The sequence below is a fragment of the Luteibacter sp. ME-Dv--P-043b genome (genome assembly GCF_030209605.1).
GTDB lineage: Bacteria > Pseudomonadota > Gammaproteobacteria > Xanthomonadales > Rhodanobacteraceae > Luteibacter.
This window is the reverse complement of sequence record NZ_JARVRT010000018.1, coordinates 260,541-280,565: the sequence shown is the minus strand read 5'-3', so window position 1 is coordinate 280,565 and position 20,025 is coordinate 260,541. Positions and strand designations below refer to the sequence as shown.

Sequence of the window (20,025 nt, the reverse complement as noted above, 5' to 3'; positions counted from 1 at the left end):
TGGCGCCCAGGCGCTTCCGCTCGCCAGGCCGAAGGCCCGAGGATCGCCTTTTTCGCCGACGATCGCTATGGCCCCCAAAGGAGGATCGCACCCGCCGTTTCAGCCCAGTTAGAATCGTAGATCGTCCGCGCCAAAAGCTTTCTTATAACCCCGGTCGAGCTCAGCGATGAGGGCCTTTGCCTTTTCCCGGGCATCGGGCAGCGCCTGCTGTCGCAGGGCGATCTGGGCGAGGCGATAGCGGTCGACACGCTCGCCGGTGACATAGCAAAGGACCCGGCAGTCATTGCCGAGGAAGGCCGCGTGTGTGGACCGAAGCTGCGCCAGGTCGCGCGCTGGCCGGTCGCTGTCGCCCAGGAGGGCGACGAGCCGGTCGATCGTGAGGGAGCCGGTCTTTTTCTTCGAAACCACGACAGTGGCCGCCTCTTTGAATCCCGCCGTCAGGCGGTGCACGTTTTCGGAAATGGCCCGTATCGGATCGCCATGGAACAGATCCACGCCGGCCACAACACCAATCCGCTGTTCGACGGATCGCCGCTCCGTCTGAGGCTCGCCGCGTTCGTCCAAGTAGCGACGGACCGTGATGGCCGTCACCGTGATGACCGGACGGCTGCGACGTGCCATGTCGCTCAGTCGGCAAACAACGTTCCCGCCCAGCGCGGTGTGGAGTTCGTCGAGCGCCTGCCGAAGAGGACGAAGCTCTTCCATGACTCGGCTCAGGGCGCTTTCCGTCGCCCCGCGGGTGTCGAGCAACTCGACTAGGCGGCCGAACCGGCGAACCTGAAGCTTTCGATTCTCAAGAATCCGCCGGTCCTTCGAAATCGCGCTGTCCGCCGCAAATCGGTTCGCCGCGCAGTTGTTGCCGATGATCGTGATGGAGTCATCTGTCAGTTCCGCGACGAAGCCGTGGCGGTGGCCCTCACGACAAAGGGTCCCTGATTCACGGCGCACGCAGCAAGCGACCTCCGCGTCGAAGCCGTAGTAGCCAATCAGTTTTCGGTAGTTCGACAGATCTATCGGATTATCTTTACGGTAACCCGGCATGGCTTCGATCTCGGTCATTGACGAAAACACTCGCGTCGGCGTCGATCCATTCTCCGAACGTTCCTCTCCCATTACGCGTCAGTCTCCATCGCCATTGCGTTATGCATCATGACGTCGTTCGGACGACATTGATGCGTCAGCCCACGAGGGCATGGCAAGTATCACTCAGAGCGTTCTCACGCTGTGCGACTTCCCAACCCAAGCGCACTCCGGCACCTCCATGACGCAGCAACGCCGCTGGCGGGTCAACGCGCGCCGGTGGATAAGCGCGCGTGATCGCGCCCAGGAAGCGTCAATCGTGGGTCCTGACCGCTGCGAGATGCAGCGTTGATCGTCGTCCGATGGCGAGCGGTGGCCACGTACCCGCGGTGGTAGATAGATGGCCGTCAAACCAGATGATGATGGAGTACCTCGATCAGGCGGTGGACAACGTCCCAAATCCACGAACAGAGATGGATGGCGTCGAGTACGTGGTAGGCAAAGCGGAACGCGCGGGTTTGTGAATAGGTGAATGGTTTCATGTCATAGGCCGATCCTTACTAATTTGTCGGCTACAACTATTTGTACTTTTGGCTAGAAAATTCGGTAAAAACGTCTGGAACCCGCATTCTTATGCGGTTTCAATTTCGAAAATCAGGTGATCGGTGACCGGGAAGATCAGTATTTGTCTGTTGCGAAGACACGTGGGCGCGGGGATCGCGTGCCAAACAAGACAACGTCTCGACCAAACATTGCTGGCGTCACTCATGAGCCTCAGGTCAGGCCCCGCTGGGTGCTATGAGCACGCGTGGGTGCGCCCCGAAGGGGCAGAAATGGAGCGATTGCCGATTCAAGCGGCCAAGAGTTCAGGTGCGGGACCGATCGCGCATCGCGGTGAGTCGGGCGAACCGATCCAGCCCGGCATCTTCGGCCATGACCCGTTCGGCATAGCGAATCGGCATCCGTTCGCTCCCCCAGCGGCCGGCGATTTGCACCTGTGCGGTGGTCGACCCCGCACGAACCATGTCCTGCGCCGCGCCCACCCGGGCCGAGTGACCGGACAACCAGTGCGAGGCAGGATCGAGACCGGCCAACCCGGCGGCGCGACGGAACACGTTGCTGACTTCTCGGCTGCTTAATGGGACGATCTCGCGCCGCTGCGCTTTTGCCTGCCGAGCGGTCCAGCGCAGGGCTTCGGTGGCATTGGCCGCTCCGGCGGGGTCGAGGAAGCGGTCGTCGGCCACGGCGTGAAAGACGTGCTTTCCGGGGTCGGCCACCTCGCGCCATACCCTGAGGGCCGCCATGCTTTCGGGCCGAAGGTATAGCGTGCGGCCGGCGCCGACCTGGTCGGTCTTGGTCCGTCCGAAGCGGTAGGTACCGCCGCCTTGCGCAAGCGGTTCAATCTGCTCCCACGTCATCGCGACCAGTTCGGAGGAGCGCATCAACAGGTCGTAGGCAACGTGGAACAGGGCGATGTCGCGGTATCGTCGGCGCCGCTGGGCCTGCTCGGCGAGGCGACGCTGAGCGGGGGCGACGCGGCGAACGACCAAGGGTTCGGCATGAAGGGCGACGACCAAGGCATCGAGGACGTCCAAGGTCATCGGTGCGGCTTGGCACTGTTCGCCGTCGACCCGCTCGCGCACCAGATCCTTCCAGTAGTCGCGGGCGATCGCGCTGTCCATGGGGTTGGGGCAGCCGTGGCGGCGGTGGATGTCCGCGAGGGACCAGAGGATGTGCTCGAGCGTGGCCTTGCGTCGCCCTGCGGCGACCAGTTGGTCAAGGAACTCGCGCACGTCGTCGAAGGTTGCGGGCAGCACGACCCGATCGTAGTGCGCACAAAACGCGAGCCAGGTCAGCCAATCTGCGGCACGGGTCCGGCGGCTGTTTGGGGCGAGGCCATGCGTGGCATGGCGCTGCTGCTGGGCGATGTAGGCCGCGGCACTGGCCAACTGGGCCTCCGACAGCGCAAAGCGGAACGGCCGGCCCCCGAGCTGAGCAGACACCGCATGTGTTACCGCGACCAATCCAGCGCCGGCCACGTCGATCAGTCGAGCAAGTTCGCCGTCTGTGACGCTGACCAGTTTGTCTTTGACCTGACTGGCGCGGGGCGGGCGGGCGGGCGGCAGCATGACGCAGTTGCATGGCCAGCTGATCGCGCGTCGCCTGGAACGGTAATGCGGGTAGGGCGGGCCGACGGGCCATGGGCAACTCCGTAAGATAGGCGCGCTTGGATCGGGCGAAACGCGGCATGTCGCCGTTGATTCCAACGTACGACGGCTATCATATTCTGACAAGAATCGTGGTCGCGGCATCCTTAACTCAGTCTTCTTGCGACGGGCACAGTCTGCGGGCCACAGGCCACAGGTGGTTGAAGATCAGTTCCTGGGTCGCAGCCGTTCGGCTGCGTGTCACGCGGAACTGATAATGATCTTTTAAGTGACACCGGTCTGTTGCCTCGGCAAAACCATCAAGTTTTAGTTCGCGTCCTTGGTGTTATCGGGCTTGCCATCGGGCCTATGCGATGAACTAATCTTCGACTGTTTTTTGGAAGCGCTAAATTAAGGTTAAAAGTGGCTGTACATGAACCGAAAAGATAGAAATTTAGTTCCGCGCACTGCTGGTCATGCCGCGCTCCGTGTCGGCGGTACAGGATGCGCAGGGCCTTTGTCAATCTCCTGCGAACTGCCTTCGCGGCTTCGCATAATGTATATTATGTCAAATTGGAAAAAAGCGCCTTCGCGAAGCGTTGAGGGCCAGCCTGAGTTTGGTCATTGACCTCGTCGTAACCCTCAGACCGCCGCCACAGTCATTCACGACGTCGTCGCTCCTCGTTAGGCGACATGGTTAGCGACATCCTGCGTCTTGCAGCTCCGTCGCCAACAACGGCTGTCGAATATCAGGACTCCCTGTCTCCGTGCCAACAAATCGTGTCATCACAGGTAACCAGGTCGTGGCTTAGCTCGTCGTTGAGCTAAGCCACTGATCTGTCTTCAATCCAATAGCTATGTTTAAACTCAACGCAGCGACATCATTTCCTGTCGCACCCCGCGTTCGTCAGCTAATTGCGGGGATTCGCGAAATCCCCATGTCAGGAAAAGATGTCGTCCCCGTACGTCCCCTAGCTCGACTGGTAGCGAGCCCCATGAGTGTTTGGCTACGATGTGGCTCCTCCGGCTGGTCCCGGGGTTAGTCGGCAGCTGCCTCAGCGGCGGGTTGCATAGCAACGCCGGGCGTTGGGTCAGCGCCTGCGTCCTCAGTCTTCGTCATCTTTTCGCTTCGCACTGCAAGGCGGCGCTGCATTTCACGTGCCGCCGTTGCGGTCAAAAGCCAGCTGAGCGGAAAGCTCAGATAGATCAAACCCATCAGCGCCAACGAGTGGCCCCCATTCCATTGCTCCTCCAGCGTCTGGTTTATCTTCGCATCAAGTTTTGGTTCGTCGAGCCATCCACATGCTGTCCGCAGATCCTCAACGGGCATCCGCACCCGCGCGGCAAGCTTACCTGGTGCTCCAACCTGGCAGTCGTGAGCGGTGAACTTCGCCGTCGAAAACATCGGCCGGATGTCTTCAGTGGATAGAAGTAGCACGCGGCCGTCGCCACCTTTTACACTCACAATGGCCCGCGGGCTCAGGGCCAATAGCACCGCGATAAACACCCCGAGGAACAAAAGCAGGCTTATAGCGCCTAGGATCATTACCTGCCAGCGGCTCAAGGTGGGTTTGAGCCCAGGAAGCGCGCGGTCGAAGTAATTACCACATCGCCTGATATCGCCCATTTCCTCATCGTGCGTATTTGCCCATTCAATGAGGCGGATTGCTTCGCCATGCGTGCGGGCACGCACACCGGCTTGTACCCGAAACTGCATCAGGGCGCTCCGCTGCATGATCCACCTATCGATCACAGGATCGCGCAGCAGGCGGCGGCCGTGAATGAGTGTCCAGACGCGGCCCCAGAACACATGCCCCGACCCTGCCCTGCGATAAAACAGCACCAAGAGCACGCAAAGTCCGATGAACTGAAACAATGCGACGAGCCCGGTGGGTATCTGGCTCGCCCACTGGAGCATGGTTTGCGTAAAGTCCATGAACGTTACTACTGATGTAATGGATGTGCTTAAGCCAGCGGCCGCCTACGCCCCGCAAGGAAGTCGACGCGCTGCAGACTGGGTGAATTGTGTCGAGGGCACGATCGGCGTGAGTCGGCGACCATGGACGAGCTCGCCCGTTGCTTGCCAGGGCAACAGGCCGGCTAGGATTCCCTCTGCGGCTTGGGGCTGAGGTTTTCCCAACGGTGGAAATGGGACGTCCAGCGAACCCATCGGGCCACGGAGGTTCGCGGTGCCAAGCCATGCGCGCCGGCGAGCTCGTTCTCGCACAACAGGATGATGCGGCAGTACACCGGTGGTTCGTCGACCTCGATGTCCAGTCGTTTCACGTGCCAGTCCGCCACAGTCGCGTCCGATGGCGTGGCGACGCGCCTTATCTCAGACTCCAAAGCGATGAAGCGCTTTCTCAAATCCTCATGGCGTCTGGCCAGGAACGCTGTTCCGACGACAAGATCTGTGGTGGACATGATAGCCGTCACTGCACCGGCGATGCCGATGAGCCACCGCCGCGTCGTCGTAGAAAGGATTCCACCCACGGCGGACGAGCCGAAGATGACGCCGACGGCCGCGGTGCCTCGCGACCAGCGTTCAAAGAATGCCTGGCGGCGCATGTGGTAACGCGAGGATAGCTGCACGCTCCACAACAGTTGCTCGCGCAGGTCCGTCACGTCATCGTCCGTAACCACGTCCATCGGTCACTTCTTGCGCGGCTTGGTCGGCGGCGGCATCAGGCTCTGCACCGTAAAAGCCAGCTCCTTGTCACCGGGACCTGCCGACGGGCGACGCATGCCAGGGAATGCATGGTCCAGCGCGTGATCGACGGTCGGGATGGATTTGGTGCCGGGAAGAGGAATCGGCGGCGGCAACTTTGAACGGTCTTTCATCTTGATTTACCTGTGTCAGTGCGAGCGCTTGGCGCGAGACCTCAGCGGCTGATCGCGCCTGGAGGCGCGATCAGCCGCTGGCCCTGCCCTACCGTTTTTTGTGCTTGCTCTTGTCGACGAGCGCGTAGTTCTGTCCTGCGCCCGGCGTCGGCGGGAGCGGCTTGCATCACACGCCCGTGACCTCGTTCCGGGTGGAATTATTCCGATACTGCCCCGATTGCGGTGCCGGCGTGCCCGGCGTCAGTTTATTGCTCATGATCGTCTCCCAAGGGTCACCTGGTCACCGTTCTCGCCGCGACGCCAGGCTACGTCGCGTCGGATCAAGGGGTCATACCTGAGCTTGAATCGGTGCCGTGACCTGCAGGGTTTGAAGCACCGGATACTGTTGCTGGATGCGCGCGAGAAGGTCAGTCGCGCCCGGTGCTTCGATCGTAACGATAAGCGTACGGCAAAGGGTCCGAATCGCGCGACGCGACCGCCTCGCTTTCATCTCGAACCTGATAATTGATATGAAAATACGGATCCTGCAGCTTGCCTGCATCGATGGAGTGCACCGCGCTGAGGACCGTATCCCAACGTTGGCCGTCCTTCCGCAAACTCGCCTCGGTGCGGTACATGCGAACCGCGCTCACGCAGAATTGGCGTTCGACGAATGCGCATCTCTCCTCAAAATCTTTGCTGCAGCCTGATTGTACTCGGGCGCGACCCAAACCACGCCCTTATCCGATGGCGCCGTCAGCAGCACGGTGGTGCAAGGTAGGCCTGCCGCATCGAACTTTCGCGCGATGAAATCACTCTCGCCACGGTCATGGCTCGACATGATCAGTTGATAGCGGTCGAGCTCGACCATGTTGCGCATGACGTCGACGAACGCTGCAGTGTGGATGATGTCGTTATGCTGGAGCGGATCGTCGAGGAGAAGCGCCCGCCAGCGCGACCACGTATAAGCGGTGCTTGCAGCGCAGAGTATGCTGAAGCCGTTCGCGGCAAGCTGGCCTTCGCTCAGCACGATCTGTGGCGGAAGATCCTTCTTCGTCTCGATGGCGTTGTCCATTTTCTCCCTGTAGCGAAGCGCCATCCCAAAACTGGTCGCATCAACACGGGTGTCCGCCTTGAACTGGATGCTCTCGCCCGGCGTACTCAGCATCGCCTCGTTGAAGTCATCGATCACCGTGTTGAGCGGATCGAGCACGTGCGTGGAAAAGTCGTTGGCCCGTGTCTGCAAGTCCTCCGAATAGCGTTTCACGGCGCTGCGCGCCGCCGTGGTGAGCTTCACGGCCGCCCGCGCGGCTTCTAGCTTCACCTTGAGCGAGCCAAGATGAGCTGACGGATTCTTTACCCCATCATCGTTCGCTGCTGCGCGCATTGAAGCGACGATCTCGTCGATTTCGCTCTGCAGCAGCGCATTCTCATTGGCGCGCGCGAGTGCAAGCTGGCGCTCGGTGAGCGATCGCAATCCTCCCAGCACCTCCTCGATTGCACCTAGCCCGCGATCATATTCCGCCTGGCTCGGGCTGCCGCTCAGGCCGAGCCGGATCCAGCGCTGCTGCATTTGCTGCGCCGCCTGTTCAGCATTTGCGCGGATCACCTCCGCGGCCGCCAAGTCTCGCTGGGCGGCACCGAGTGCCGCCTGCTCAAGCTGCGCTTCGGCGGACGCCGTACTCGCCACTTCGACCAAACTTGCCAAACGCCCGCGCGCCGCTTCGCCGCGCTCGCGCTCCGTCGTCAGATTAGCGTCGAGTTGACCAATCGATGCGCCCGATAAATTTCGTGCCGCGATACGGTCTGCACAGGCAGCATCTTCGGCCTTAAACCCCGCCAAACGCGCACCCACCTGACTTTCGCGTCCGATCAGCTCGTCGTGCTCGTTCGCGACCGAGGAGCGTTGCTCGGTCGCCGCGGCCGCAGCCGCGGTCAGCGGCTCCAGCGCCTTCTCACCCGCTGCCAAGGCCGCATCCGCGTGACGCACCCGGCCGGCCGCAAGTGCGAGCAGATCGGCATCCGCCGATGTTCCAAGGGTTAGAGCAATGGCGGCCCTAGCATCCGCCGCCGCCCGTGCGGCGGCCAACGCCGTTCGTTCGAGCCCGTCGGCTGCGGAAATCTCGGCGCGAAGTTGGGTCACTTGGTCGTCAAGCGCCGGCTGTGCGCTCCGCAATGTTTCGAGCGCTTCCTCAGCCAGCGCGAGACGGCGATCTCTTCCCGAAGCGGCAGCCTCGGCCAATGCCTTGAGCACCCCGGGTTCAAACCCGGTCTGGCACACCGGGCATTCTGTGTCGTCGTCATGAAGATGGCTGGCGAGCTGGGACAAAGCCGCACTGATCGCCGACGCGTGACGGTCCGCCTCGGCGCGCTCGCGCTCGGCGACGACAATGCGGCCAGCGAGATTGGCCAGTTGCTGCTCGATCGGAGGCAACGCGGATGCCGCGCGGGCGGCCACCTCACGGCCCTGCGCCAACGCTCCGTTGGCCGCTCCAGCTTCGGCTTCCAGCTGAAGATAGTGTCCCATCGAATCAGTGAGCGGGCGCGCCGAGGCCGCGAGGCTCCTCAACCGCGCGACGTCGGCTGCTGCCACGCCATGCTGTGCGATGACGGCATCTGCGTCCGCGATCGTTTTGCGGTGAGCGGCCATTGCCGCAGCCAGGCCTTCGCGATCGCGCTCCTCTGCTTTCAGAAGGTCGGCCAACTGAGCACGCCGCATAAGATCAGTCCGCGCCGCCTCAAGGACGGCGATGTTCTGGTCGACCGTGCTGATCGCGGCACGTTGCGCGGTGACCGCATGTGCAGTCGTATCGACGAGCGGTGCGACCCGGTTGAATCGCACCTGCGCGTCGCTAACGACGCCGCGCAGCCGAACGAGGTTTGGATGATCGAGCCGGCCTTCGACCTGGCTGATACCAAACTGTGCCGGCAGCGCGGACAATGCCTCAAGGGAAGTCTTGCGTTCGCCGGCGGTGCGCAGGGCCTCGCTAATACTATCGCCCAATGTGGCCAGGCGCTGGCCGACGCCTTCGCCGGTGACCGCAAACGCATGGTTGGGCGAAAACTGCTTAAGGTCGGCTTCGAGCCGGTCGATTCGTGCCGTGATCTCTTCGGTGGACAGCAAGCCCGTCGCGCGGGCTGCCGCGCGCAGCCTTTCCAGCCGACTCATCCACCCTTGCCACTCCGCGATCTGCCGATCGAGTGACGCCGCAGCCGCCTGTTCATTTTCGAGGCGTCGCGTGAATGCGGTGATCGTCGGGCGTCCACGTAAGCCCGTACGTATCCGCTCGAGACGGTCGATGCCACTTGGTCCTTTGAGTGCCTCCCACTGGTCTTGCGGGTCGCGGCTCGTGAATCGCTGAAGCGCGGCCTGCCCAAGGAAGTGGGTAAGTGCGAGATAGGTGCTGAGATCGTTGATCGTGCGGCGATCAGGCCGAGCCAGCTTTGCAATGATCTCCGCCATTGCTGTGCCGCCGGACGCGCTCCGCTCGATCGGATCGCCGTCCGAATATGTCAACGCAACTCGATGCGACCCAGGTTCTGCACCGCGCCGGGTGAGATAGTCCTCTTCGAGCAGCTTCTTTCGGCGTTTGTTCAGATAAGGCTCGAAGCGTCGAATTTTATTGGTCAGGCCCCACTCGATCGCATCGAAGAAGCTGCTCTTTCCCAACCCGTTAGTGCCGGTGAGCAGGACGAGCCCTGGCGCAGATGGGATGTATATCTCGAACTCGCCAAAGGTCCGGAAGTCGCGGATCGCAATGCGGGATAGAAAGATCTCGCTCATGCTTGCCCCCTTCGCTCCCAGGATTTGACCAGCGCAGCGACAATCTCGTCCGGCGACTTCTTCTCGTCGAGCGCAATGCGCTCCCACTCGTCGGCTGTTGTCCGAGGCAGGCCAGGCGCCGATGCGCCACTGGCGCTCAACTCGTCGAGGGCGGCATCCTCGAACTGCCCTTCGGCATGCACCCATGGCCTTGCCAGGAAGGTTCGCTTGAGGAAGTCAGCAAAGCTTTCGTCGTCCCGTTTGGGGTCCTCAGGTCGAAGCCATGCCAGCTTGCGGGCGACACGGTCGTCGCGTTCGACCATCAGTGCGAGGGCGCGCCAAGCCTCCTGCCGCTCGCTAGAACGCGGTCCTAGAAGCATAAGCTGAAGATCCAGCGTTTCATTCGCGCCAAGGTAGGATCGTGCCACCACGCACTGATTGCGGCAGCGCCGGAGCGTTTCAAGAACGGCCTCCATCGCGGGCACGTCAGGAAGCAAGCCCAGCACAATATTGAAGCGGTCAATGCGGATCGCGCTGCATTCGGCGGGCAGATCGGTCGGGCTGAGCGACGTCGATTTCGACGACCCGCCATTGAACGTCGAACTTGCCAGCTGCGGCCGACGCTCCACCTTCAGGCCCAAAATTTCTGCAGCCTTTTGAAGCCGTTCGGCGAATTCCGTCAGTCCTGGCGCGAGAGTGGATTCGTCGCTCATGCTGCGTCGCCTTTCACTATGGCCTTATCCAGTGTCTCGAAATGACGGGCCTCGACCGCGATCAACAATGCGCGAAGGGCTTCCAAACCAGCCTCCACAGCCTCGAAAAAGTCGCGGCTGATCGACATGATCACGGGTCCGGACCCGTCGGTGTCATTGAGGGCCGGCTGGTCGGTATCGATCTGCGCGAACGGCCGCTCCGCGATCCGGCTGACTTCGATCGCTGTCTTGACGATCAGAATGACAAACTGTGTCCGCCACATGTAGGAGGCCGCACAAAGGGACATGTCGCCACCGTTGATCATATCGGCAGCGCAGCCATGCCCGGCCCATGCGCAGTCGCCGTCGCGCAAGCGAACGAGGTTGCCCGGCCCGGCGCTCTTTGGCGCGGTCCTTTGCCATGCGGCGGCGATCGCAAGCGCCACTGCTGTACCGCGCACGATCGCACTCCATTTCCTCGGTCCAACGAGTACCTGTGCGGAATCCAGGTTGGGTTCGTCGTCAACGGCACAGATCATCAGCCGCAGAAAATGATTCAGGAGAGCGGCGTCGTCGGTGAACGATGCGTGCCAGTCGGCCCAAGTCGCAGCCATCGCCGTCCGCAGATCCGCCGCAACATGCAGATTGATCTTTCGACCGGGGTCGGCGTTGCTGGCAAAGAACGGCAGGAGATGCGCGTTTAGCTCTCCGAGCAGCCACGTGTCCAACGTGCGATGGATGCGCCGCGCCAGGATTCCAGGCGCAACTTCCGTCGGATTTTGCGCCGCACCGCCCGGATTGCCGCTAAGGATCGTTGGCATATCCATACCTTCGGCATGCGGCGACTCCAGACTGAGGGCGCGCACATGCCGCGTCCAGAGCGCCGGCGAAGCCCGTAGACGACAGTTTCTGCTGTGGCAAGCAACCCGTAGTACCGCGCTGGAGACGGGCCCCAGCGCATCCGGACCGTCTAGCAGAATGATCTCGAAAGGCTGATGCTCGCTCCACGACCGCACTATTTGCTCGGCGGGAATCTCGCCCGACCAACGAACGCGATCGCCCTCGCGGAGAAGCTGCACCGAGATTGGCAGTTGGTGTGCGGCGAGGCGTTGCAATCGCGGCGACAGCGGAATGTCGGCCATGCGGGCGGCCTCCTTGAACAGAGTACGCGCCGCGCTCGACAACTTCGGCACGAGCGTTGCCTCGCCGTGGCGAGCCAGCCAATCGCGATGGGTCGTCGCGTAGGTCGACAGGTGGGCGGCGAAGGGCTGCCGAACGGCATCGCGAAGCGGACCCCTGCGCACGATCACGTCATCGGCCGCGACCACTTCGCCTGCGCAATCCAGCCAGAAGGGAGCAACGACCGGCGCAGGGTCCGGTGCGTCAGTGCGCGTGACGACCCCGCATTGCAAATGGCGGAAGGTGCGCAGGGGGTCGCCCTCACAAGCTTTGATCGTGAGATACGCCGCAAGCCGATTGAGCGTCGCGGTTGAGACGTCGAACACCTCGGCGTGCTGCGTTTGAAAGGTCAGCTGCACGCCTGGACGAAGTCTCTGCCGGACTGCCGCAACCAGCCCGATATCGATAAGATGCTGGAGCAACTCCGCATCATACGCCGCCATGAAGTCGAACCGAGCGGCGTTGGCATCGGCGGCTCGGGCGCGGACATCGATCGCTTTAAGAACCGGCTTCAGGTTTGCGATGCCTGGATGTTCGGCGATAAGCCGAATCGTCCCGGCATGGTCGAAATCGGCGGCGCCGGCCGCCACAAAGTCGATTAGCCCCCCGTCTCCGGCACCGCTCACAAAGAAACGCGGCGTTGGCCTTCCGGCAAACTCTGCCACTGGAACGCCGGCGTCGGTCCAATAGCTAGCGCTCTGAATGGCTGCGACAGGCTCAACCTGCTCCAGTCCGAATCCCACGGCCAGAAAGACCATATGGAACTGTTCGCGCAGTTCGGCGCCAGGAAGCGGCAGTGGAGCATCAAGATTGGTGATGTCGAGGCGATAGCCATCAGGGGCGATGACCAGCGCCGTGACCTGATGACGCAAGCGCCGCTCTAATCGAGGTGCAAGCCTGACGGCAATATCCTCGAAGCCTAGCAACACGTCATCGCGGACGCTTCTGCAAGTTCCAGATTCCCAGTCGAGAATGGGCAGGTCGGCGATGGGATCAAGCGTATCATGTGCCGGCCAGTCGTATATATGCGGATCGAGCCGTCGCCTGTCCGTCGTCGACTGCAGCGGCAGCAGCTCGCCGGCAGACTCGAAGAGAACAACGTGAGACTCCGAAATCAACGCAGCCGCTGCTGCAGCGGCTAGCCCCGCCGCGCCGCCGCCGATCACCGCGATTCGCGGATTGGCCTGCAGGTAACCGAGTTCCTTTAGGGCATGGACCAGCGAGAGGGCGCGTACCTGCTGCGAATAGAAAGTGATGCGTCGGTCGAAACTGCCAATCACGAACAGGTTCGGCCGATCACGGACCGACGCGCCGTCAATGATGTCCTGTGCGAGCAGCGCCTCAGCCAACCGCCGAGTCTCCGGTCGCCGCGCGCAATCCGCACGTCAATCTATCGGTGATCATGCGAGTCCCTGCGAACATAGACAACCTGTTTCCCCGCCCAACCGAATTGCGTAGCGCTCCGCTACGACTCGGGATGCGAGCGCGTCGCTGATGCGATGCAACTTGTGATTTACACATTCCATCAGCTCTAGTTCATCCCCCCTGATCAGCCGACCTACTCGGCGAGTGGTGCCCCGGCAGAGAGCAGGTGCGATGTCCAGTCCAGCCAGATCGCCCGCGCTGCGTATGTTTCTGTGGTTCGCATGATCGGAGCCGCTTCGGTGCTCTTTGTGCCCTGGCACCCCTGCATGTTAAGCGCGCCCTCATAGAGGTTGAGCCTATGCGCGCCGCCGCCCTCCAAAGACGGTTCGGCAGCGGCGGAACCGCGGTCGCAAATTCGTCGAAGTCCAACTCGGTCTCCCCGGTCGCGCGCCGTCCAGATGACAGATCGCCATTGACACCCCTTATAACCGACCATATTTGCCCGGTAAAGGAGGGCCGTCATGTTTGCCTACACTTCCGAGAAATTCGCGTCGCTCTACGAAAGCGAACTGGGTCAGGCATATGAGCGTTCCTGACCGAACTGGAGAATGTAGCCTGGCTGGAAACGGCCTCACAGCTGGGCAAACCTGCCGTAGAGGGAATCGAGGAGCACCTGCTGGAGGCATTCCGGGAGGAGGTGCTGGCGGACCGGGTTGCCAGCGAATGCCAATCGGTAAGACGCGTCCTTACCTTCCGAGCTGACGCCGATACTGAAGTACGCGACCGCTCGAAGTTCGTTATCGGTCAGATCCGCCATGCCTTATTCCGCCTTGCAAGAGAGCTGCGGTGATGACGGCAGGCCGAGCGCCTGTGCCACGTATTCCATCGTATCGCTCGCTCCTTTGGCCTTCGCTTCGTCGATCGCCGCCTGGAGTCTGGCTTTATCCACCACGCGCAAGGCCGGTGCGTCACCGGCGGGACTGAGGTCCGCCTTTTTCAGCCTGAACACGAAACACCCCTCGACGGCCAAGAAAGTGCCATCGTCGAGGTCCAGCGCCGAGGTGATGTTCGACCAGTATTTCCCCTTCGAACAGGCCGACGCGGACATTTCCTGGTGATAGATCGGGAACTTGTGCCAGGCGTCCGCGCCGCCGGGCGACGGCGTCGCGGCGATGAAGCGGGAGCCGCAGTAGGCGGCCGATTTCTTCACGTAGATGCTGTCCGCCCCCAGGTCCAGCCCGGTCAGCGACGCTGACGACGCACCACCGGAAAAGGCGAAGCCCTTGCCGACCGCCACATGCGAAATGCCCTTGGCATCGGTGAACGAGGCGGACTGGTGCCCGTCGGCTTCGAGCGCGACGTCGACCTTCATACTTTCGCCGGTGAAGAAATCCATCGCCTCCACGTGCGCGCCACCCTTGGATTCCGACAGGACCCACGCACGCAGCTTGCCGTGATCGTCCTCGACGAACATCGAGGCGCCGTTGGGGAAGGCGCGCTGGGCCACCGTGCTGGCGGGCCAGCGGGCTTCGCCTGACGCCAGGGCCGCCGAACAGAACGGGATGGCGAGCATCCCCAGCGACATGGCGATTCCGAAGGGGCTCGCGGACTTTCTCGAAGTTCGGGTTGCAGACATCACGATGGGTTCCTTGCTATAGACGAATGGCCCCGCGTGGCGGTGCCCTGCCCCGCACGCCATGATAGCGGTGAAGGGGTTTATCGCAATGCGGAATCGTCAGCAAAACCTGGAACACGCAGGGGCTCCCCCGCTCGATGCTGTAAGCCATGACATGTCCGCCGATGGCTGCGTTGGTTCGCCAAGTCTCAAGGCGTGGGTTCGTACCGGAGCAACTCCGCGCCGTAAAAATAGTTTCCGTAGTACTCGGCTGACCGATATTCCGGGTGTGCTTCAAAGTCGATGTAAGGAGCTGCGCAGTAAGGGCATCGGAATGGATTGGTATATCGGAAGCGTGTGCCATCCGGTGCAAGCGGAAGCGCAGCTTCCAGCGCGGCGAGATCAGCCGGGTTCGGTGTGGACAAGGGCGCCGGACAGCCGGGTACGCGATCGCTCACCGTCAGCGTATGCTTGCCTGAGTCCGAGTAGAAGTAGCCCGCCTGGCTGAACCCGGCATGGAAGGAGCGTATGTGGAACGACTTATGACAGTCGTCGCACTCGCACGAGAGCACAATGTCGGATCGTGTTATCTGCCCGTTGAAGTGCAGTCCCCTTGCAAAGAGACCTTTGCCCCGAAAATCCGTATTTTTCACCTCCGCGCCGGAGAGAAAAAAGGGCTGAAAACGGATACCCGTGGCTTCCCCTCGATCGAAGGCGTGCGGATCGAACGCGGGTGAATCGGTCACCACGCAGTCCACTTGGCATCCAAGACCACCATGGACCCGAACCGAAAAGTGATACCACCCGGCGTTCGGGCCCAACGGGTGCTCGTGAACCACGCCCTGGCGGTCGATGAATTGAATCATGCCGCCGGCCTCGATCTCCATCGAGGGCGACTTTTCGCAAGGCAGCTCCGGCTCGTCGAACCTGGCGATTTCCTTACCCTTCACTTGCACGGATAGAAGTGGATGGTGCTTCTTTTTGAGAATTGAAAACACGGCTTTCCTTAGAAGAGAAGCATTAAAAAGCTGCCTCTTTTACTACATCGGGCAGGAATCCACCAAATTCCCATGCGCACATGTGTCCCTGTCTTCGACCGCCGTTACAACGACCACCCTGCCCGATGGTCTCGCCGCAGGAACTGATTCGCCTCCACCATGTTAGTCACACGCATATTCCGCGCATCGTATTCAATGCGCCCACCCGCCCGCAGCGACACGACACCCAGCAACATCACCTCGGTCAGCCGCGCAGCGTAGTCAAACGGCGACGTCGTCTCCCCTCTGCCCTTGCACGCATCCACCCAGTTCATCTCATGGACGGCAACCACTACCTCGAACCCGCACCTTGAATGATAGTCCTCTACGCGAATGATTGGTGCACCGCCTTGGCGGCTGACGCCGTGTCAATCCGCCAACGCTAGCCTCGTCTAGTGCTCGTTGAAGGACGGTCAGAGCTCAGCAATGCGATGTGTCGCTTAATTATGTCGCGAAGCGACGTTCTGCCCCTAAATCGTGTCGCAAACATCCAAGTCTGGCTTAGCGCATCAGCTGCGACCGTTTAATAATTAGATATGCATCCAAGGGTTACATCTAAATTCAGCCTTTGCGACAGAATTAGAGGGTTACCGACATCCCAGTTCGACGTTGAAGCCCCTAGGGTCGCCACCACCGACAGATCGTCAAAGCCGCGAGGTACGACTGGCCGAAATCCGGGTGCCAGCAGAACATTGTCCCGCCGCGGTGGCATTGCTGGCCGCTGACCCATGTCGGGAATCATTTGCAATCGGCCGAAGTTAAACCTCCGCGCACCCCCCACCGGAATGCCTCGACCTTCCTGTCGCTGTGTGGGTCGTAAGCAATCTGAAAGCGCTTGCCCTTTCGACTGACGTCCAGCTGCACAGGCTTATCGAAACGACTCTGTTGGGCAATGAGGTCGACCGCTGTCATGACCTCATCGCCTGGCTGCAGGCCTGCTGCTTCGCGGCGTGCGAGCCCGGCTCAACGTCCCGTACAAAGGACCCCTGCCCCGTGTCCCGCCACGAAAAACCGAGATCGTAGATACCCGTCTGGATGGGTTCGGGTTGCAGGCAATCGCCAAAGGAACCCGAGACGGGCTGCAGTAGCTTACCGTCCCGCATGGCGCTCCAGTCCTGGACGGCCCAGGCGCCCACCTCGTGGTTCAAGAGGTCCAACCACGTGCTGTCAGTGGCGGGCGCGCCCTTTTCTATACGAGCGGACATTGCATTGACGAGGTGCAGGACATCGACCTGCAAGCCGCGGGACTTCAACTGGGCATCCAGATTGGCGAAGTAGAGTGCACCGCGTGCGTAGGGGAGCATCCACGCCCCGTTGCCCGCCCACTTGATGGCCGCAGCGTCCTTCAACGAAACATCGCGATGTGCGTTGGTGTAGTACTGAGCGGCCCGGGCGTTCACCTCGTCCTGGTATTGCTGCAACGAGTAGAGACGCGCATGGAATGGAAGCACTGTCGACATATAGTCAGCCAAGCCTTCGGTATACCAGTCACCCTGGGAATCGTCCGTATCGCTCAGTCCTCCTGCAAAAGCGTGGACCATCTCGTGAGCGATCAGGTGGTGGATCTGCTGTGAATCGGGTGGTATCGCCGGCGGCAGGTAGAGAAGGAAGGATCCGACATCAGCTGAGCCGCTGGCGATAGGGCCGCCATCGTACGAGCGGATCATGAATCGAAAAGGTGCGTTAGAGGGCGCCAGGAATGCACGGCGTTCGGCTTCATAGGCTTCTTCACTCCAGACGGCCGCCCTGAGCAGCGCCTCACGGGATTCGCCAAGGGCGAACATGCTGAAGCCCTCGGCGCGAGCAGGCGTCGGATAGGTTTGCAAGGGGCCTGCCAGAAATGACGCCTGCTCCAGATGGTTCATGTCGGTGCTCAACTGAGCATTGCCGACCGACAGCGTGGAGACGGCTTGCTGGCCGCGCGGCAGATGCCAGCGTAGTTTCAGCTCGATGGGGCCTCGTAGCTCGGGTAACAAAAGCAGGCTGACAAATGCTCCCGATATGCCGCCGCCGGCAGCCTGGAGGTCGTGATGAGGTCCGCGCTTCACAGGTAATGGCAGGGCCACTGGCACGAAGTAACGGACGTGCAAACTGCCCTTGACGGGACGCGACGGTTCCCAGACCTGCCACGTGCGATGTCGGATCTGTATGCGCTCGGGGGCCGCCATGGCCAGCGCACCGGCCGCATCGGCCACCTCAAGCTTTGTGACCTGGTCGGTGTCGCGGACGAGGGATGGTTCCAATGTATCGAAACGTAGCGTCGAGGACTGGTCAGATCCCACGGCTCGCTCAAGCACGTACGACACGCCCATCCCAGTGGCGCCCGCTGGTTCCACGCGCGGAGTGAGATCGAGCACTAACGTGTTCTTGCTTGCCGGCGCCGCATATGCCCGAGGCGACAGCCATACCAACATGATCACCGCCGCCACCATAAGATTAAGCAACCGACGCTTCATTCCTCTTTCCTCGAAACGCGCACCATGAGCGTCACGCCCGCCAGCGCGACACCGGCCGAAAGAAGCTTTGGCAAGGTCAGCCGCTCGTCGAGCAACAAGGCCGAAAGCAGCAGCGCGACGACGGGTGCGGCATAGTTGAAGGTATTGGCTATTGTCGGGGAAACCTGGGCATTCACGGCGAGGAAAACCGTGTAGCCCACTAGCGTGCTTGCAATGACAAGGAAGGCCAGCGCCGACCAGGCAGAGGCCGGTACCTCACTCATGTCGATCCGACTGAACATCCCAGTCGTACCCCCCGCGATCGCGAGAACCAACGCGGTAGTAACTAATTGGGTTGCCAACGCGACGACGGGATCCGCAGGTAGGCGCAGTCGCCTCGCCCACAGTGACCCCGCAGCCCAACTCGCCGACGCGGCGAGTGTGAGCGCGGCGCCCAACGGGTGGAAACCGCCGCCGGTATAAGTGAAATAAGCCATCAGGGCGAGCCCGGTGAAACCAAGTGCAATGCCGCAGACCTCGCGTCTGCCCAGGGGTTTGCGCAGGATCGCCCACGAGAACAGCGCCAGAAAGATCGGTGCGCTCGAGCCGAACACGGACGCCACGCCAGCCGGCAGCAGATGCGTTCCCATAAGCGCAAGCGTCTGGCTGCCGAGCAGCATCACCAGGCCGAGCCCCGCTGCAGACGCCAGTTCCGAAGCGTGCGCTGGACGTAGCCGCCAACGCCACAACGCCAGCGGAAGAATCAGCGCCGCAGCAAGACCGAAGCGCATCGCGGCTAGGACGATCGGAGGTATCGCGTCGCCGCCTACCTTGAAAGCGACAAAGTTGGCGCCGTTGTAAAACCATTGGTAGCCGACCGCAGACGCGACGAGCACCCGACTCCGTGCCCAACCGGCGTGCACGCTCATACCGCCGTGAGCTTTTTGCTCTCGAGCCAGGCACGTAGGGCGAACGTGAGTTCGGTCTTGCACTCAAGCGATAGCCAATGGGCGCCGTGCAAATGGGCAACGGTAAGGTCGGCGCAAGAGCTACGCATCGGGTCGCCCATGTGGTTGCCGTTGATACTGTTCATTTGGTCATAGTCCCCATTGACGAACAGTACGGGCAGCGACAAGCGACCGCCGTCAGATGCCTTGGCGGCATAGGCGATGTTGGCCTCGTCATTCAAATACCATGCACACGGCGCTCGGAAACCGTGCGCATCGAACGCGCGCACCAGGGTTTCGAAATCGGCCAGCGGCCAGAGAGCTCGATCAAGGTCGGTGGGAGGGGCCCGGTGCGCGCCACCAAAGCGACCTCCGTTGCGCGTGACCGTCGCGTTCGCGGCAGGCTTGGCGATCTTTTCCGGGTCGCCCGATCGATAGATCGACGCGAGGGATGCGGCCTTGTCCGCATCCAGATCGGCTATGGCTGATGCAAAGTTTGTCGTGTAGTAGCGGTAATAGTCCCACTGGCCGTCCGGATACCGGTCGGCTGGATAGATGGTGCGGTCGACCAACGGGATCAGCGTCTGCAATGCGTGCCCCGCAGGGAAATAAGGCACCGAGACCAGTACGGCGCCGCGGCTGCGCGCGGGCTCGTGCGAAACCAGCGATCCGACAGCTACGCTACCCCAGTCATGGCCGATCCAGATGGCAGGCTCACCGCCAAGATGGTCGTGAAGCTCCCTCATGTCCGCCACCACATGCTCGAGGGCATAGGCACCGCTCTCCGCAGGCATGGAAGAACCTCCATAGCCTCGCATGTCCGGGGCGATACAGCGCCACCCGCTTTCAGCGAATTCGTCAAGCTGAGCTCGCCAGACCAGGCTGAGCTCTGGCCATCCATGAAGGAAGATCATGAGGGGCCCGTTCGCGGGACCCTTCTCGAGATAGTGCGTCGTATGTCGAGCCGTGCTGAACGTGCGCGAAGCCAATGTAGACAAAGCTGTT

16 protein-coding genes are annotated in these 20,025 nt (G+C 61.6%); all 16 read right to left on the bottom strand.

The genetic code is table 11. The features are described from left to right. Window positions 1-108: 108 nt before the first annotated feature. Window positions 109-1,059: a hypothetical protein gene (locus tag QRN34_RS12595; protein WP_285404888.1), complete on the bottom strand. Its 951-nt coding sequence runs from the start codon at window positions 1,057-1,059 to the stop codon at window positions 109-111. 368 nt (window positions 1,060-1,427) lie between these two features. Continuing rightward, on the bottom strand, window positions 1,428-1,562 hold the full coding sequence (locus QRN34_RS12590) for a hypothetical protein (protein ID WP_285404886.1): 135 nt from the start codon (window positions 1,560-1,562) through the stop codon (window positions 1,428-1,430). A gap of 324 nt (window positions 1,563-1,886) precedes the next feature. After that, a complete protein-coding gene (locus tag QRN34_RS12585; RefSeq protein WP_285404885.1) occupies window positions 1,887-3,149 on the bottom strand; it encodes a tyrosine-type recombinase/integrase in 1,263 nt (420 codons plus the stop codon). Window positions 3,150-4,206: 1,057 nt separating this feature from the next. Continuing rightward, entirely contained in the window at window positions 4,207-5,103 is an 897-nt protein-coding gene (locus QRN34_RS12580; protein ID WP_285404883.1) for a DUF6216 family protein, read from the bottom strand. 164 nt (window positions 5,104-5,267) lie between these two features. Further along, window positions 5,268-5,816, bottom strand: coding sequence for a hypothetical protein (locus QRN34_RS12575; protein WP_285404882.1), 549 nt, complete (start codon window positions 5,814-5,816; stop codon window positions 5,268-5,270). A gap of 3 nt (window positions 5,817-5,819) precedes the next feature. Then, complete coding sequence (locus QRN34_RS12570; RefSeq protein WP_285404881.1) at window positions 5,820-6,008, bottom strand: hypothetical protein; 189 nt, start codon at window positions 6,006-6,008, stop codon at window positions 5,820-5,822. A gap of 407 nt (window positions 6,009-6,415) precedes the next feature. Next, on the bottom strand, window positions 6,416-6,625 hold the full coding sequence (locus tag QRN34_RS12565) for a hypothetical protein (RefSeq protein WP_285404879.1): 210 nt from the start codon (window positions 6,623-6,625) through the stop codon (window positions 6,416-6,418). An 11-nt stretch (window positions 6,626-6,636) separates the two neighbouring features. Continuing rightward, window positions 6,637-9,771, bottom strand: coding sequence for an AAA family ATPase (locus QRN34_RS12560; RefSeq protein WP_285404877.1), 3,135 nt, complete (start codon window positions 9,769-9,771; stop codon window positions 6,637-6,639). Beyond that, entirely contained in the window at window positions 9,768-10,463 is a 696-nt protein-coding gene (locus tag QRN34_RS12555; protein ID WP_285404875.1) for an ABC-three component system middle component 1, read from the bottom strand. Before QRN34_RS12555 ends, QRN34_RS12560 begins: the two co-directional genes overlap by 4 nt. Further along, a complete protein-coding gene (locus QRN34_RS12550) occupies window positions 10,460-12,970 on the bottom strand; it encodes an ABC-three component system protein (RefSeq protein ID WP_285404874.1) in 2,511 nt (836 codons plus the stop codon). Before QRN34_RS12550 ends, QRN34_RS12555 begins: the two co-directional genes overlap by 4 nt. Before the next feature lie 647 nt (window positions 12,971-13,617). Then, window positions 13,618-13,803 (bottom strand): hypothetical protein, encoded by a 186-nt coding sequence (locus QRN34_RS12545; RefSeq protein WP_285404872.1) that lies wholly within the window; start codon window positions 13,801-13,803, stop codon window positions 13,618-13,620. A 3-nt stretch (window positions 13,804-13,806) separates the two neighbouring features. Then, on the bottom strand, window positions 13,807-14,622 hold the full coding sequence (locus QRN34_RS12540) for a hypothetical protein (RefSeq protein WP_285404870.1): 816 nt from the start codon (window positions 14,620-14,622) through the stop codon (window positions 13,807-13,809). Between the two features lie 188 nt (window positions 14,623-14,810). Beyond that, entirely contained in the window at window positions 14,811-15,599 is a 789-nt protein-coding gene (locus QRN34_RS12535; RefSeq protein ID WP_285404869.1) for a hypothetical protein, read from the bottom strand. 947 nt (window positions 15,600-16,546) lie between these two features. Then, window positions 16,547-18,094, bottom strand: a complete 1,548-nt coding sequence (locus QRN34_RS12530; protein ID WP_285404867.1) for a hypothetical protein — start codon at window positions 18,092-18,094, stop codon at window positions 16,547-16,549. Beyond that, the gene (locus tag QRN34_RS12525) at window positions 18,091-19,002 is read right to left on the bottom strand and encodes an EamA family transporter (protein ID WP_285404865.1); all 912 of its coding nucleotides are present in this window, start codon (window positions 19,000-19,002) and stop codon (window positions 18,091-18,093) included. Before QRN34_RS12525 ends, QRN34_RS12530 begins: the two co-directional genes overlap by 4 nt. Beyond that, on the bottom strand, window positions 18,999-19,934 hold the full coding sequence (locus QRN34_RS12520; protein ID WP_285404863.1) for an alpha/beta hydrolase: 936 nt from the start codon (window positions 19,932-19,934) through the stop codon (window positions 18,999-19,001). Before QRN34_RS12520 ends, QRN34_RS12525 begins: the two co-directional genes overlap by 4 nt. Window positions 19,935-20,025 lie beyond the last annotated feature (91 nt).